At 44.7% G+C, this 15,037-nt stretch carries 14 protein-coding genes and 1 tRNA gene; 6 read left to right on the top strand and 9 right to left on the bottom strand.

Annotation, left to right across the window (positions count from 1 at the left end):
* Window positions 1-62 precede the first annotated feature (62 nt).
* The 4 genes from PBT90_RS16915 (at window position 63) to scpB (ending at window position 4,119) form a co-directional block, all read left to right on the top strand.
* The gene (locus PBT90_RS16915; protein WP_264807681.1) at window positions 63-2,585 is read left to right on the top strand and encodes a lamin tail domain-containing protein; all 2,523 of its coding nucleotides are present in this window, start codon (window positions 63-65) and stop codon (window positions 2,583-2,585) included.
* A 66-nt stretch (window positions 2,586-2,651) separates the two neighbouring features.
* Complete coding sequence (locus tag PBT90_RS16910; protein ID WP_264807680.1) at window positions 2,652-2,822, top strand: hypothetical protein; 171 nt, start codon at window positions 2,652-2,654, stop codon at window positions 2,820-2,822.
* A gap of 349 nt (window positions 2,823-3,171) precedes the next feature.
* Window positions 3,172-3,555, top strand: a complete 384-nt coding sequence (locus PBT90_RS16905) for a TraR/DksA family transcriptional regulator (protein WP_264807679.1) — start codon at window positions 3,172-3,174, stop codon at window positions 3,553-3,555.
* 3 nt (window positions 3,556-3,558) lie between these two features.
* A complete protein-coding gene (gene scpB / locus PBT90_RS16900; RefSeq protein WP_264807678.1) occupies window positions 3,559-4,119 on the top strand; it encodes an SMC-Scp complex subunit ScpB in 561 nt (186 codons plus the stop codon).
* A 49-nt stretch (window positions 4,120-4,168) separates the two neighbouring features.
* Here scpB and PBT90_RS16895 read toward each other — a convergent pair whose 3' ends face one another.
* The 4 genes from PBT90_RS16895 to era all read right to left on the bottom strand — a co-directional run bounded on the left by PBT90_RS16895 (window position 4,169) and on the right by era (window position 7,345).
* On the bottom strand, window positions 4,169-4,795 hold the full coding sequence (locus PBT90_RS16895; RefSeq protein WP_264807677.1) for a SprT-like domain-containing protein: 627 nt from the start codon (window positions 4,793-4,795) through the stop codon (window positions 4,169-4,171).
* Between the two features lie 65 nt (window positions 4,796-4,860).
* On the bottom strand, window positions 4,861-5,058 hold the full coding sequence (locus tag PBT90_RS16890) for a hypothetical protein (RefSeq protein WP_264807676.1): 198 nt from the start codon (window positions 5,056-5,058) through the stop codon (window positions 4,861-4,863).
* Between the two features lie 77 nt (window positions 5,059-5,135).
* Complete coding sequence (gene der, locus PBT90_RS16885) at window positions 5,136-6,449, bottom strand: ribosome biogenesis GTPase Der (RefSeq protein WP_264807675.1); 1,314 nt, start codon at window positions 6,447-6,449, stop codon at window positions 5,136-5,138.
* Between the two features lie 2 nt (window positions 6,450-6,451).
* Window positions 6,452-7,345, bottom strand: a complete 894-nt coding sequence (gene era / locus PBT90_RS16880) for a GTPase Era (protein ID WP_264807674.1) — start codon at window positions 7,343-7,345, stop codon at window positions 6,452-6,454.
* A gap of 294 nt (window positions 7,346-7,639) precedes the next feature.
* Between era and PBT90_RS16875 the strand changes: the two genes are divergently transcribed.
* Both PBT90_RS16875 and PBT90_RS16870 read left to right on the top strand, forming a co-directional pair.
* A tRNA-Met gene (locus tag PBT90_RS16875) sits at window positions 7,640-7,712 on the top strand.
* Window positions 7,713-7,740: 28 nt separating this feature from the next.
* Window positions 7,741-9,021 carry a tyrosine-type recombinase/integrase gene (locus tag PBT90_RS16870; RefSeq protein WP_270130279.1) on the top strand — a complete coding sequence of 427 codons (1,281 nt, stop codon included), beginning with the start codon at window positions 7,741-7,743 and terminating at the stop codon, window positions 9,019-9,021.
* On the opposite strand, the gene PBT90_RS16865 is transcribed toward PBT90_RS16870, so the two are convergent.
* The 5 genes from PBT90_RS16865 to PBT90_RS16845 form a co-directional block, all read right to left on the bottom strand.
* Window positions 9,002-9,214 carry a hypothetical protein gene (locus tag PBT90_RS16865; RefSeq protein ID WP_270130277.1) on the bottom strand — a complete coding sequence of 71 codons (213 nt, stop codon included), beginning with the start codon at window positions 9,212-9,214 and terminating at the stop codon, window positions 9,002-9,004. The two genes, PBT90_RS16870 and PBT90_RS16865, sit on opposite strands and share 20 nt — an antisense overlap.
* 149 nt (window positions 9,215-9,363) lie before the next feature.
* Window positions 9,364-10,008, bottom strand: coding sequence for a YbjQ family protein (locus PBT90_RS16860; protein ID WP_270130275.1), 645 nt, complete (start codon window positions 10,006-10,008; stop codon window positions 9,364-9,366).
* Window positions 10,009-10,019: 11 nt separating this feature from the next.
* Window positions 10,020-10,931 (bottom strand): exonuclease domain-containing protein, encoded by a 912-nt coding sequence (locus tag PBT90_RS16855; protein WP_270130273.1) that lies wholly within the window; start codon window positions 10,929-10,931, stop codon window positions 10,020-10,022.
* 68 nt (window positions 10,932-10,999) lie between these two features.
* Window positions 11,000-14,557 carry a phage tail tape measure protein gene (locus PBT90_RS16850; protein ID WP_270130271.1) on the bottom strand — a complete coding sequence of 1,186 codons (3,558 nt, stop codon included), beginning with the start codon at window positions 14,555-14,557 and terminating at the stop codon, window positions 11,000-11,002.
* Window positions 14,550-14,978 carry a hypothetical protein gene (locus PBT90_RS16845; protein ID WP_270130269.1) on the bottom strand — a complete coding sequence of 143 codons (429 nt, stop codon included), beginning with the start codon at window positions 14,976-14,978 and terminating at the stop codon, window positions 14,550-14,552. The genes PBT90_RS16850 and PBT90_RS16845 overlap by 8 nt, the downstream gene beginning before the upstream one ends.
* Window positions 14,979-15,037: the final 59 nt, after the last annotated feature.

Below are 15,037 nucleotides of genomic sequence, written 5' to 3'. Positions count from 1 at the left end.
TTTTGAGAATTGATACTATTTTGATAAGCATATTAAGTGTGGACTTTTTAATCAATGCTATTATGGTCAGCTTATTTTTTATTTGGCAATTGGTCTTTTTTGAGGTTTTATCTTCAGAGGAACCTTTGCCTATTTCTGAGCTAAGGCTAGTCCAGAATTTTGAGTCAGATTTTGATGCCGTCAATAGGCCGGAAGCCTTTTTGCCTGGTTGGTTTGGTAATGAAATCCGGGATGCTGCCTCTAGGATTTATCAGGGAAATGGTCTGGGTAGAAATGGGAGCAGGGCGCTAGTGGTTCAGCCAATTTCTACCTTTGATGGAGAGGTCATTATTCGCTTGGATCCGTCTGACCTGAGTGCTCCAAAAGTCAGATTTTGGGCCAGATCACTGCAGAATGGCTCAGGTGACCGGCCCGCTTTGGTTTACTTTTCCTGGGGCTTGGAGTTAGATGGGGTATTTTCTGATGCTAGGCAGCTGGGAGAACCCGATGAATTTGCAAACGAAAACCAAGAGTTCAGGAGTTTTACATTTTCGCTTCCAGAGGGCATGACTGGACTTCCGGAAGTTTATTTGAAGCTCCAGGTTATCTATGGGGAAGGAGCTGGTACCTGCGCCAAGTGGATGATGGATGATTTTGAGTTAGGTGATTTGGTAGAGGATACGCAAAGTCCGAAGGTCTCAGATGTCCGAGGCTTTGATGAAAAGGTGATTCAATTGACGTTCGATGAGGCCTTAGACCCGGTTTTTTCTGAGTTTAGCATGAGTTACAAGCTGGATGGATTGGAACCGGCTTCAGTGGTATTGGAGAAAGATTCTTTGGTTTTGTTGCAGTTTGATGAAAAGCTGGAAAAGGGTAGGGACTATGAGGTTCAGATCAGGCAGATTCCAGATTTGGAAGGGAATTTCATGCAGGATACTACAGTTTACTTTCGGTTTTTTGATCCCACAGCGTTTGATTTCAAAACTTTGGTAATCAATGAAATAATGCCGGCGCCGCGACCTGATCTTGATTTGCCCAATGCAGAATATGTAGAAATCTATCACGCCGGAGAGCATGTGATTAGGCTAGGAGGGCTTTCATTTGCCAATTCTAGAACTGAGGTCAAGCTACCAGAGCAATGGGTATCCCCGGGGGAGTATTTTCTATTGGTACCAAAAAGTGACGCTGCTCTTTTTGAAGATACCGGGCAAGTTATGCCGCTTTCCCCTTGGCCTGCCTTATTGAATTCAGGTGATGAACTGAGTTTGATAGATGATTCCGGAAAGTTAATTGATCATATTTCCTATCAAACTTCCTCTTGGGGAGGAAGCGAATTCTCAGGAGGAGGTTATAGTTTGGAGGTTTCAAATCCATATAGGAATTGCGATCAGAGTGAGTTGTTGGCTAGCTCTACCGATCCGCTGCGTGGAACTCCAGGTAAGCAAAATTCTAATTTTGACCTGAGTCCGGATACTAGCCTACCTACTCTTATTGCTGCTTATTTTTCAAGTGATAGCAGTATGGTTTTGACTTTTTCAGAGGCTGTTCAGGTTAGCTCGGACCAGAGTAATTGGAGCAGCGAGCCCGAATTGCTGGTCGATACAACCTATAGTTTGAGTTCTACTGAAGTTTTTGTTTCTTTTGCTGGTTCGGTTATGCCCAATCAGCACTATGCTATACAGTTTGGCTCGGTGAGTGACTGTGCAGGGAATGAATCAGGACCGCTTTCTTTATCCCTGATTTTACCCCAAAAGGCGGAATTGGGAGATGTGATGATCAATGAGTTGCTTTTCAATGCTAAAAGTGGAAGTCCAAAATTTGTAGAACTGGTAAATGTGACGGATTCCTATCTGGAGATAGGAGATTGGGTCTTGGCAAACCTGGATGAGGATGGAGTTCCAGATCAAATTAGGGTTTTGAGTGAAAGCCCTTTGGTATTGGAGCCAAGAGATTTTTTGGCTATCAGCTCGGATTCCAGTCAATTGAAGTTGGACTTCCCAAAATCCTCCTTTGGTAATTTTCATCAGCTTTCAAGCTTGCCGAGTTACCCGATTGGGGGTGGTACTGTAGTGTTGTTGACCTCTGAAATGGAGGTGGCGGAAAACTTCACCTATTCTGATGAACTACATCATCCCCTGCTCAGGGATTCTAAGGGGGTATCCTTGGAGCGTATTTCTTTGGAATCCCCGGCCAGTTTGGCTGACAATTGGCAAACTGCTAGTTCGAATGAGGATTTTGGGACTCCAGGCAAAGCAAATTCAAATGTCTTATCAGATGAATTTAAGGGGGATATAATTACGATTGAGCCTGAGATTTTTGACCCCGAGGGAAGTTCCGGGAATTCCTTTACGAGGATTTCTTATGAGTTTGAACAGGCCGGTTGGACGGGATCTTTTTCGATCTATGCCACAGATGGACGGCTAATTCAAACTTTAGCCCAAAACCAAATTCTAGGGAGTTCTGGTTTCTACACTTGGCATGGCACCGATGAGCTGGGCGGTCGGGTAAGAGCGGGGTATTACGTGCTGCTGGTGGAGTTATTTGACTTAGATGGGAGGAAATCTACTATGAAGAAAACACTAGTGGTCGCTACTCAGCTCAAATAATATTGCCATTATTCTGTTTTTGAAATGCATTTTTTCAGTATCTTATGCATACCAAACCCCAAAATCATGGAAAAAGACCTCATCACCCAGGCCATCCAGATGATTCACCTCCAGGCAGGAAAGGACCTTCAGGAAGTAGCCCAGTATTTGAAATTAAAATACCGTATCGACGTGGACCATTTGGTTCTAAAAAATCGCTTGGATAAAATTTTAATGGAGGAGAAATCCGTCGCTTAATGCAAGTTTTATTAGAAATTCAAGATGACTAATTGCTTACTGAATCTGGTTTTTTATGGTAGATCAAAATAAGTAAAGTTTGTTTTTAGGATAGCTTGATTATTCTATGAAATTGATTTTCAGATGCTTGGGAGGAAGAGCCTAACAGCACTTAATTCCGACCTACCTACGGGGTAATATTCTCATCCTTCCGAATGAAAAAAGGGGCAGGCTTTACTTGCCGGTGATACTCAGAAGCTTCAGCGAAACTACTTCATTAGATCTTTGGAAATCCATTGCGTCCGTGTATTTTAGGGAACTATTTGAAAAGGATACCGTCCCAATTTATATTACATAATCTAAGCGCGACATGAGCAAGGAAGAAAAAACCGCATATTCCCCTGAAGAATTGAAAGAATTCGAAGTGATTATTCAGGGTAAACTTGATAGTGCGAAGGCTGAGCTTAATTCCTTAAAGGAAACACTCAGTAAGAAAAATGACAGTGGTACAGGATTTACAGCTTCTACTTCAAAACTGCTGGAGGATGGAGCAGACACTCTTGAGCGCGAAAGCATGAATCAATTGGCTGCTCGCCAACAGAAGTTTATCTACAACTTGGAAAATGCACTGATCCGAATCAAGAACGGAACTTACGGAGTGTGTGTGGATACCGGTAAGTTGATTTCGAAGGAGCGTCTGATGGCAGTGCCGCATACCATGCATTCCATTGAAGCTAAATTAGCAAAAAACTAATTATTGGATTTTCTTCACCGGCATATTGAAGCATTGATATTTTGTGCCCCAGAACCTTTGCCAAAGGCTGAGATTATCAAATGTATGGCAGAGATGTTTGAGGCAGAGATCCCTTCAGCACATGTGGATGAGGCCATTGATCAACTGATGGAGAAGTATCAGTCTGATGAGTTTTCATTCCAGCTTCAGAATTCTGGAGGGGGGTATCAGTTTTTGACCAAACCGGCTTACCAAACTTCTATCGGGATTCTTTTGCGACAGCAAAGCCAAAAGCGCCTATCTACTGCGCAGCTTGAAACATTGGCGATTATTGCTTACAAGCAGCCCGTGACCAAAGGAGACATAGAACAAATCAGGGGAGTAAACAGTGATTATTCTGTGCAAAAGTTATTGGACAAGGAGCTGGTGGAGATAAAAGGAAAGTCTGAAGGACTGGGCAGGCCTTTGATATATGGTACTTCGGATAAGTTTATGGAGTATTTTGGGATCAATGCACTGTCTGAACTTCCGCAGCCCAAGGACTTTTCCCAGCCGGACAATCAAATCGGAGAAGAGCGTGAGTAAGATGAGCAGGGGTTATCCATTGGAAATGAGTGTGGAGCAAGACTTCCTTTTACTCATCGATTAACTTTACTTTGGCCAGCTGGGCAATCAAGTATTTTTTACCCGAAGAGATTTCCTCACAGAGTACCCGAGTCCGCTTAGTTTCTATTTTTTCAAAAACTCTACCTGAAAGCTCAAATTTATTTCCGCTTTTTAAATCAGATAAAAACAGTGCTTTTGCGCCGCTGGTATTCAGGTCGTATTTAGACATTTCCTTCATTAAAAACAGATCTCTGGCCGAACTTGCTTTGGGGTTAAGCATGTGTTTTCGTAAGGGAATCAATAGGTCGATGGGGAAATACACTGTACTTAATACCGGGCTCATGAGTTGCTGAAATGTTTGTTTCCATTCTTTGCCATGAGGAGCAATATGGGTGCTGTATTTTACGAATGCATGCAAATGAGCGACCTCGTGGATGTAGGTAAGTAGAAATTGATAAGGATTCAGGTCAGCATTGATGGTGATGGTCTGTGTGCTTCGGTTTTTGCGAAACCTGAAGTCTCCCAGTTTAGTTTTGCGGGAAGCGGTCACTTGAAAGGAAAAGGGCTCTTGTTGCCAGAGGCTGAGGCAATAGGCCACCGCCGGTTTGGGCACGTGTTTGGAAAGGATGACCTGAAGCTTATCTGAAATCTGCATTTCGAAAAGTACAAAAAAAAGAGTCCCGGGAATCCCGGGACTCAATACTTTGGAAGTGAAAGTTATTATTGAACTTCTTCAACAACCTCTTCTACAACTACTACAGCGGTGTCAGCGGGAGTTTCCTCGATGATCACTTCTTCAACAGCAGGCTCTTCTACTACCTCGATAGTTTGTACCTCTTCTTCTTTAACTTCTTTGTTGCCGCAAGAAGAAGCTACGAACATGCTAGCCATTGCGAAAATTGCAAATACCTTTTTCATTTTTTGTGGTTTTCTTAATTATTCAGCAAATGTATTACTAGTCTGTTCAATAAAACAATAGACCGCTCAAATATATTTTATTTGTTTTTGTAAGTGATTTTGATTGGAACACCTTCAAAATCAAAATTTTCCCTTAAGCGGTTTTCCAGGTAGCGGGTATAAGGGGCTTTTATGTATTGAGGGAGATTGCAGAAGAAAGCAAATACCGGATTTTTGGTCGGAAGCTGGGTAGCATATTTGATTTTGATATACTTTCCTTTCCAGGCTGGAGGAGGGTATCGTTCGATTTCTGCGAGTATTACATCGTTAAGTTTGGAAGTGGCGATCCTTCTTGTTTTGTTCTCGAATACTTTGACGGCTAATTCTATCGCCTGGAAAATTCTTTGTTTCTCAGTGACTGAGGTGAAAATAATGGGGATCCATTTGTTTTCGCCTAGCCTTTCCAGCATGTCTTCTTTGAAGGTGTTCATGGTTTTGTGGTCTTTTTCAATTAGATCCCACTTATTTACCATGATCATGATGCCTTTATTATTCTTGATGGCAAGCGCGATCAAGTTAATGTCCTGGGCTTCCAGTCCTCTAGTGGCATCCACCATGACTATTACCACATCAGACTCCTCCAGGGTGCGAAGGGATCGCATGACAGAGTAGAACTCTATATCCTCTTTGACTTTGGCTTTTTTGCGAATTCCTGCTGTATCGGTTATGATGAAGTCTTGACCAAAAAGCTTGTATCGGGTGTGAATGGCATCACGGGTAGTTCCGGCTTCATTGGTGACAATAGACCTTTCCTTTCCGATCAGGGCATTGAGGAAGGATGATTTGCCTACGTTTGGGCGGCCCAAAATGGAGATTTTCGGAGTGTCTGCATCAGGGTCTTCAATTCCTTCATCCTGAAAATGCTTGATCATTTCGTCCAAAAGCTCTCCTGTGCCACTTCCGCTTGCAGAGGCGATTGGAAATACTTCGTAATCACTCACACCTAAGGCGTAGAATTCATTGGCCATAAAACTTTTTTCCTGGTTGTCAGCTTTATTCGCAACTAGGAAAATCGGTTTTTCGGTGGATCTCAGTTCATTGGCAAATTCAGTGTCCAGATCTGTCAATCCATCGTGGCAATCCACCACAAAGAGAATGACGTCGGCTTCTTCTATAGCCAGTTTTACCTGTTTTCTGATCTCTGCTTCATAGACATCATCAGAGCCTGTCACATATCCGCCGGTATCTATTACTGAGAAAAATTTGCCTCCCCACTGCGCATGACCATAATGTCTGTCACGGGTTACGCCGCTCATATTGTCTTCTATGGCTTTTCTTTCCTCTATTAACCGGTTAAACAAAGTGGATTTGCCCACATTTGGTCTGCCTACAATTGCTACAATATTTGCCATAATTAAGTCGGGTCGTACCCAAATTTTTTCAGTTTCTGTTTGTTTTTCCTCCAGTCCGATTCCACCTTCACAAAAGTTTCCAAAAAGATTTTCTTACCAAAGAATTTTTCCAGCTCCTCCCGGGCTTGGATTCCCACCCGTTTTATGGCTGCTCCTTTGTCTCCAATAATTATTCCTTTTTGGCTGTCTCTTTCCACATAGATTGTGGCGCGGATTCGGATGATATTGCTTTTTACATGAAAGTCCTCGATTACCACTTCAGTGCTGTAAGGAATTTCTTTCTTGTAGTTTTTGAAGATTTTTTCACGGATGATCTCGGAGGCAAAGAACCGCTCTGAGCGGTCAGTTAGTTCCTCTTTATCGTAAAATGCCGGATGTTCTGGAAGCCTATCCAGGATTTCTTGTTTTACCCGGTCTATGTTGAAATTTTCGCCGGCGGAGATCGGGATCACGGTACTCGCGTTGATTCTTGAAGTCCAATAAGCTGTGACCTTTTCTAGTTGTCCTTCTTTTGCCAGGTCTATCTTGTTGATGGCCAGTAGTACCGGTACTCCTGACTCGTTGATTTTAGTGATGATCTCTTCGATCTCCTCATCCGTTTCATAAAGATCTGTAACAAAAAGTATGATGTCCGCGTCTTCCATCGAGATGTTCACAAAACTCATCATGTTTTTGTGGAGCTCATATTGGGGTTTAAGCATTCCTGGGGTGTCTGAAAAAACAATCTGGTAATTTTCTTCGTTGATCAGCCCTAGGATGCGGTGCCGGGTAGTCTGGGATTTGGATGAAATGATGGAAAGACGCTCACCGATGAGGATGTTCATCAGGGTGGATTTGCCCACATTTGGTTTTCCGATGATGTTTACGAATCCTGCTTGGTGCTTGCTTTGAGTCATTCTATTGAATTTTTCACAAAGGTACTTGATTTTTAGACATTAGGATGGGTTTTGGGATTTGTACAAAATAAAATTTGGGATGTTGTCTAATAAAGACTGCTCTAGGCAAGGGGCTGCACATGAGTAAATTAGTGTGTTCAGAGTAGGGAAGCGGGTGCTTGTTTTGGGGGGTGTTAGGAAAAATTATTGAGTTTGGTTTTGCATTTTAAATCAAAACATCTACTTTTGTATCACCATTCGCCGGAAGGGCGGGTTGAGATAAGAAAAAAGAAGCACTAAGCTTTAAAAATATATCGCGGGATGGAGCAGTTGGTAGCTCGTCGGGCTCATAACCCGAAGGTCACAGGTTCGAGTCCTGTTCCCGCTACATTGAGAGTATAAGGGGTTGTGAATCAATGATTTGCAACCCCTTCTCTGTTTTTGCTACAAAAATTGCTACAGGAATAGGCTTATTTTTTATGGCGGACAAACCAATATACGAGTACCGAATGTGCGAAATCCGGGATCGCGGTGGTGATCTCAGCAAGCGCTGGTATGTTGAATTTTGGGTCTGGGATGTAGCTACAGAAAAATTAATCCGTAAACTTGATTACTTATCTGCCAAATTCAAGACTGCTCCGGAGCGGTATGCTGAAGCTCAGCGGATCAAAACTGAAATCGACAAAGCACTGAAGGATGGTGCATACATCGATAGTTCTGGTAAGACCCAACGGCAAAAGCATGATCCAAGGCCAAAGAGTATTTTAAAAGCCTTTCAGTGGTTCACTAAAGAACATTCCGGGGAGGTAGGAGATCGGGCAGTGGACGGATACAATTCATTTTTGAATGTTTTTGAAGAATATTTAGCTGATCGGAAACTGACCGATTTGCCTCTTACGCGATTTGACCAAGATCAGGTTTTTGCATTTTTGAGTTACCTGACCAATGAGCGACCGGTCAAGAAAGGAAAGACAGTGATCAGGGTAGGAGTATCCAATCGAACCAGGAACAATTATAAAATCTGGCTGGATACAGTTTTTAATTACCTGGTAAAAAGAAAGGTGCTTGATGAAAATCCTGCGAAGGAGGTTTCTAAACTGAGGGTTTCCAATTCTTCCCACATTCCCTATAGTGATGTCCAGGCGAAGAGGGTAAAGGATCATCTGAGGGAAAAAGATCCTCAGATGCTTTTATTCTGTGCTTTCATTTACTACACGCTGGCTAGACCTAAGGAAATTCAGTTGCTGAAGGTTAGGGATATCCGTGGGAATAAGTTGCTGATCAGTGCACAGGTAGAAGTGAAGGGAGAAAAGAAGCAGCTGTCCAAAAATCACAAAAACCAGTTTGTGATTATTCCGGATGGCCTTCGTCAGCTGATCCGGGAGTTTGGAGTTCTAGACCATAATAATGATTTTTTCATTTTTGGTAACAAAGGGGAACCGGGACCAGAGCCATATTCCAAGCACTATAGTACCAAGCGGTACAAGCCGCATTTGGATTTTTTGGGAATCACCGGTGGACAGACGCTATATTCCTGGAAGCACACCGGAGCGATCAAGCTTTATCAGGCGACAAAGGATATGAAAAAAGTCCAGCGCCAGTGCCGGCACTGGAGTATTACCGAAACGGATAATTACCTCCGGGATCTAGGGATGTTTGAAGATGACGAAGTCGAATTCAATTTTCCGGCGTTTTGAGGCGTTTGCCTTCAGTGTCTTTTTGCTTTAGTTGATCGGATAGGCTTTCGCATTTAGCGTGAAGGTTCCAGATTACCTGAGCTCTGCGATAGTCTGCAGCTGAGGTATAGTCTAGATCCAACGTGTAATGGGAGTTTAGCAGGTCAAAATCGTCCTGGGTAAGGAGTCGGGAAAATCGTTCATCTAGTGCCATAGAGGTGGGGTTATACGGTGCTGCTGACCTTCTTGCGCACGCGCAATCGGCATGGGACTTTCACCCACTCTCCGCAAACCCCAGTGGGGTTGCGAGAGCGCGTACGGTTTAATCCAAGAAGGTCAGCGGTGTAAAGATGGCAAAAAATACTAGATGTTCAGATCTCTATTTCGTTCAAAAGCCTCGCACTCTAGGAGTGTTTGAGAATGAACTTGTAAATTATTAAGAATATCTCGGTCTATTTTTAAAGAATCAAGATTTCGGATTTTGATAGCAGTTCCGGCCATACATACCATTAACATTCCTTTTCCTCCTCCTGCCTCTGAATAGTCTATATCAGTGCCTATAATGGCATTCCCCCCCAAGTTAAGTGTTTGAATTCTCAATTGAGCCTTGCAAAGGTCCTCTCCCTCCTTTAGTTTTTTATTGAAACTGCCAGATTGCATTCCAAAAAAATCAGTCCAGTTTGAAGCTATTTCTGATATTAATCCAGTCCCGGATACGGATTGGCCACTGACAATCTCAAGAGTAGTATAATCCCAATCTTTTGGGCTGTGTAGAGTGATTATAGGAATGATTGCTATATGATTTTTGATGTAGCTTTCGGCTTCATTTTTTAGGGTAAAGAAGTTTCTTTTTGCTTCAGGAATGATTGTTTCACTGCATTTTTTGCAGTAGGATTCGCTATCCAAATCCGTGTATTTCTGGATAAACTTAGCTGTAATGCCATCTACAATATGGTTGAATTGAAAAACTGTGTCTTTGATTTCTTTCTGGCAGTTTTGGCAGGTCATTATTTTTTGATTTATAGGTTTCTTAAAAAGTCATCTTCTGACATTATTTCGATTGATTTTCCTTTTTCAATAAGCTTGATGGTTTTTTCCTGCTTGGAACTCATTCCATCGTCTCCAACTACTCTATAATCTTGTTGTCCCACCACTAAGAATTCTATAGAATTATTAAAACCCTTCATTGGAGTACCTCCTATATCCGCAATTGCCTGGTTAGCTTCGTCTCTTGTCATAGAATCCATTTTGCCTGTGAAGAGGACATTTCTTCCATAGAAAATGCTATCAGGGTTATGCTTTTCTGGGTCCCCAGTATATTGTTTTGTCTCTTTGGGATAGTAAACTCTCTTGGTTTCTGAAGGCTTATAACCACCTGGGAATAGTCGACCAATGTTGACTTGTAATTTGTCTGTGAACTGTTCTAGCGATTCAAGTCCTATTTCGGCAAAAGCTTTCAAAGAGAGTTTTGCGGCTGCTAGACTATCATCACCGGCTCGGTGATGGCTGAATTGAATTTGATTAAAAGTGCAAAGATCCCGAAGACCATAGCCTGGTAGTCCTGGCCATACTTTTTTTGAAAAAATATAACTGCAGCTGTAGGATAACTCAGGGAAATCTAAATCATAGAGTTCAAGACTTTTTCTAAGCACACTAAAGTCAAAACCTGCATTATGAGCAATCAGAAATTTGTTCTCAACATAAGGCCTGATTTCCGACCAAAGATCTCCAAACTCAGGTTTATCTTTTGTGTCGTCTGGGGTGATTCCGTGAATTCTGATATTATAGGAATCATAATAATTGCTTTCTGGCTTGATCAGCCAACTTTTTGTTTCCTTGATTTTCCAGTCTTCGATAAAAGTAAGCCCAATTTCGCATGGGCTATTGCGTTGAGACGTAGCTGTCTCAAAGTCAATTGCTACAAAATTCATAAGATAGGTTAGTTAAAAATCTAACCTAAAATAAAAATTCCCGCTGACTTTCCAATCAGCGGGAATCCTTAAGCTTTATACCTTTTTTCCAGATCTTTCGCCTCTTTTCGGAATGCTTCATCTTTTGAGTATACCAGGTAGGCTTCACTAGGAAGTGGGTTTTCCAGATTGTGGTTTAGCCTGTTCAGAGCTTTGATCAATCCGGAATTATCAACTCCAGGAACAGGATTTACTGCAGCAGTAGGACTTGCCGTTGGTGAGGTTTCCCCGCCATTATAGAATGATCTACCGGAGAATGCCCTCATCCGGAGGGACTCCAAAAGCGGCTCGATCTGCATCTGAACGATCGGCTCTTTGCGCACAGCCTCTGGGATCACATACTCATGACGGTGCACATAGCCGGCATACTCTCCGTACTGGTCGCCAAACCCAAGTCCACCTCCTGTGGCTCCACCAAAGTAGTATGAATTCTTTGGCGCTCCTGTGGATCTTCCACGGACAGGAGTGTTCCCTTCTCCTTCGCTCTGACCAAATTCCGGCACTTCGGAATTGCTGAACAGGTTCTTGGCTCTGCCTGCAGCTGCCAATATTGACCCAATGATGCTGAGCTTGGTTGCCTTATAGATGAAAGGTGCTGCAGGTCCGCCGGCTGAGGCAGCCTGCAGGGCCACAAGCTCGGCTTTCATGATGGCCGCTCCGGTATCTATACCGATCTGTGCCAAAGCCAGGATTTTCTGAAATGCTGTGAGCTCGCCGCCTTTCTTGCCTACCAGGTTGATGGCCTCACCGGCGATGCGGGCATATTCCATGGTCACCTCAATCTGGGCCTGGCGCATTTCCATGTCTGCCCTCAGCTGGCGATCATTGGTTTGCTGCTTTTGCTTCAGCAGGCGCTCATCGAATTCCTTGTTGATCTCCTCAATGGTCTCCCTCCGGAGGCGTTCCAGTTCTGCAGTGTCCAGTCCATATTCCTGAGCCTGTGCAATCAGTGCATCAAATTTCCTTTGTGTTTGCTCAATCTCCTGCTCCTGCTCATCCATGGCCATTAGGGCAATGTCTTCCTGGAATTTTGCGCGCTTTTCTTTGACGGCTTCATTTTGCTCATCAATAGCTCTGTCCTGATATTCATTCTGCAGGCTGTCAAGCTGTGCAACGGTCTGATCATAGGTCTGCTTGTCCAGATAGCCCTGATTGTAATATTCCAGTGCCTTTTCGCGAAGGGTCTGGAATTTCTGCTCAATCTGGGCGATTTCCCTGGAGTCCTTCTCCAGCCGGTCAAGCTCGGCTTCAGCGTTCAGATCTTTGACGGTCTGCTGAAAGTCCTTGAATTTCTCCAGCATCTTGTCAATCTCCTGCTCAGCTGAGCTTGAACTAGCTGAGCTTTCGCTGTCTGCAATAGGATCGGATTGGAAAAATCCGGCTCTGCCCAGTGAGGCCGGAGCTCCCTGGAATGCAAACTGACTTACGGCTTCATCATCGCCCAGATCAGCAAGGATCTGCATTCTCCCGAGCTTCTGATCATTCAGGCTATTGAGTTCTTTTTGAAGGTTGCGGATCTCGTCTGCAGTAAGCTTGACTTTCTGCTGGGCCAATCCTGACTGTGAGGTCACGTATTTGAATAGGTCTCCTTCATCATCTCGGCGCTGTAATGCCCACGAGATCCGGAGAATGTCATTTTCCAAAAGTTTAAGATGATCCCTTTGCTCAGCAATGGCATCTGCATTCTGAAGTTTCAGCGCCTCTTTTTGCGCTTTGGTAAACTCCCGGACTTTTCCTGTACTGATTCCGATGGCCTTACCGTATTCATCAAATTCGGTCACTGCAGTTGGTACCAGGCGAGCAATTTCCTCAATGATCTTGGCCATTTCTTCCTGCTGTTCAGTATTTCGGACAGCATACGTGTCAAGTTCATCATATCGATTAATGAGATCCGGAAGCTTACGCTCCAGGCTTTGGACGTATTTCTCCTGTCCCTGAAATGCACGTGTGGCTTCATCTATTCCCATGGCCCAGTCAGCCAATTTTCCGATGGATTTTTCCAGGAAATTCATAAAAGTAGAATTGATGAAAGCCTGGTTGATCCAACGCTGCACCTTGGCCAGCGAGGCCGCTAGATTTTCATTTTTGACCTGAAATTCCTCGGTGATGGAAGTGCCTTCCTGAAATGAGCGGTTGGAAAGTGCCTGCTGCTCCCGGAGCAACTTGGTGTTATTGGCCAAAGTACCGAGTACACCCACCACTCTACCGCCATCTTCGCCCAGGTCTCCGAGTGTCCCGGCCAGTTCGGTGATTCCGGCTGAATTATCCTGGATTCCCTCAAGTACCCGAATGAATGCTTCATTGGCATCTGTATTCATCAGGTTCACAAAGTCAGCCATTTCCATCTTGGCAAATCGGGCATATTCCTTGGCATTCTTCGCCATATTGATGAATAGCTTGGAAAGTGCAGTAGATGAAGTTTCCGATGTCTGGCCAAGGGAATCCAGTGTAGCTCCCATACCCAGAATCTCCTGAACTGAGATCTTGGCCAATGGGGCAATTCCACCCATGCGCCTGGTGAAGTCTACTATATTTCCCTCGTTGGCCGTGCTGGCCATGCCGAGCTCATTGATAGCAGAGCCTACCCGGAGCAATGATTCCTCGATGCCATAAGCCTCCTGGATTTTGTAGGTACTGGTAAGCTTGCCCAGCTCACGCATGACGGTCTCAGTTTCTCCCAGAGAATCGCCCAGTGCCACATTTATCTGATCTGCAGCATTGACAAATCCAAGGATATCAGCCTTGCCTTTGATCCCGAGTCGACCGGCAATTTCTGCCATGCCCAGAAGCTCTTTTCTGGCTGTACGGGTATTCAGGTCTCCGAGATCTTTGTTCAGCTCTTTGACTGAAGCATCGGTCAGATCTGTAGTTTTCCGCACATCAGAAAGGGCATCAGAAAGTTCAGCAGCTCCTCTTACCAGGTTACCGATCCTGCCCAATAATTCCTGCGCTCCCAGGTATCCCAATGCCAATACACCAAAGCGCGTGATCTCTGTCTTGATCTTGGACCATGCGGAAGTAGTGCCATTGACATCTGCCCGCTGCGCCCGGATGGCACCATTCACTTCCTGGATCTCTCGCTTCAGCCGCTCATATCGCTCCGTGCCCTTGGTGATGCCCTTATCCATCTCACGCTGGAGATCCCGCTGATGGCTTCTAAGCTGGGACATAGTCATTCCAGCCAAGCCCATTTCTTTGCGAAGGGACTTGATCTTTAGGTTCGTTTCGTCGAGTTTGTCAGCAGTGGCCTTGTACCGGGCCTGACTGGAAGCGAGGTCTTTGGTAGCCTTCTCTGCAGAGCGAAGTTGCTCGGAGACTTTGCCTAACTGGGTAGCAGTCTTGATATATGCTTTACCGGTGGTCTTACCGGCGGCTTCCAGTTCCTTGACCTGCTTGGTGAGTCTGTCATAGCGCTCGCGGATCTTATCCACTTTCTTGGACTCACGCTCCAGGGCCACTTGCTCTTCCTTGATCTGCTTGAGTTCGGAGCGGTACTCGTAAGCGGCCATTTCCTGCTTGCCGAGTTCGGAGATCGACTGCTTGCCGTCGATCTCCATGCGCATCTGCACGGTATCCTGTCTAATCATCTGTCAGAGGGGTTTTGACCGCGCGGATACTTTGCTCCATCATCTGGATGCCAATGGCTCCCTCGAGGGCATTCAGTCGGCCATAGAAAGGGCGGGAATACCATTTTGCCACTTTGGAGCGCTTTCGGTTCTTCCCCTGGATGATCTCGCGGTTGGTAGTGGTGGATTCGAATTTCAGGGAGAGGTCTTTGCCCCGGCCACGGCCGACGTTCATATCCCTGAACCGGCCATAGGTTAGGAAGGACAGGTCATAGCCGATCATGGCAGAGGCTTGGGCATACACCCGTGACTGCACGGACTTAAATAGCTCCTCCGTGATGCCCACGCCGAGGCGCTTCATCATCTGGAGTAATACCTGATCCGTCCTATCCGCCCAGGACTGGACGTAGGATTGGATTTCTGAAATGGGATTTTCGGCCATACTTCCTGAATGAGGAAGTAATATGGAGGCGTGGGGAGGCGGGGATTAGGACACAAAAA

The organism is Algoriphagus sp. TR-M9 (assembly GCF_027594545.1).
Classification (GTDB): domain Bacteria; phylum Bacteroidota; class Bacteroidia; order Cytophagales; family Cyclobacteriaceae; genus Algoriphagus; species Algoriphagus halophytocola.
The sequence above is the reverse complement of the archived record's forward strand: the minus strand, read 5'-3'. Positions and strand labels throughout refer to the sequence as shown.

Bases quoted from the DNA above. Each gene is read 5' to 3' on its own strand.
- PBT90_RS16915 (WP_264807681.1), top strand. From the start codon at position 63: ATGGTCAGCTTATTTTTTATTTGGCAATTGGTCTTTTTTGAGGTTTTA.
- PBT90_RS16910 (WP_264807680.1), top strand. From the start codon at position 2,652: ATGGAAAAAGACCTCATCACCCAGGCCATCCAGATGATTCACCTCCAG.
- PBT90_RS16905 (WP_264807679.1), top strand. From the start codon at position 3,172: ATGAGCAAGGAAGAAAAAACCGCATATTCCCCTGAAGAATTGAAAGAA.
- PBT90_RS16895 (WP_264807677.1), bottom strand. From the start codon at position 4,795: ATGCAGATTTCAGATAAGCTTCAGGTCATCCTTTCCAAACACGTGCCC.
- PBT90_RS16890 (WP_264807676.1), bottom strand. From the start codon at position 5,058: ATGAAAAAGGTATTTGCAATTTTCGCAATGGCTAGCATGTTCGTAGCT.
- der (WP_264807675.1), bottom strand. From the start codon at position 6,449: ATGGCAAATATTGTAGCAATTGTAGGCAGACCAAATGTGGGCAAATCC.
- era (WP_264807674.1), bottom strand. From the start codon at position 7,345: ATGACTCAAAGCAAGCACCAAGCAGGATTCGTAAACATCATCGGAAAA.
- PBT90_RS16870 (WP_270130279.1), top strand. From the start codon at position 7,741: ATGATTTGCAACCCCTTCTCTGTTTTTGCTACAAAAATTGCTACAGGA.
- PBT90_RS16865 (WP_270130277.1), bottom strand. From the start codon at position 9,214: ATGGCACTAGATGAACGATTTTCCCGACTCCTTACCCAGGACGATTTT.
- PBT90_RS16860 (WP_270130275.1), bottom strand. From the start codon at position 10,008: ATGACCTGCCAAAACTGCCAGAAAGAAATCAAAGACACAGTTTTTCAA.
- PBT90_RS16855 (WP_270130273.1), bottom strand. From the start codon at position 10,931: ATGAATTTTGTAGCAATTGACTTTGAGACAGCTACGTCTCAACGCAAT.
- PBT90_RS16850 (WP_270130271.1), bottom strand. From the start codon at position 14,557: ATGATTAGACAGGATACCGTGCAGATGCGCATGGAGATCGACGGCAAG.
- PBT90_RS16845 (WP_270130269.1), bottom strand. From the start codon at position 14,978: ATGGCCGAAAATCCCATTTCAGAAATCCAATCCTACGTCCAGTCCTGG.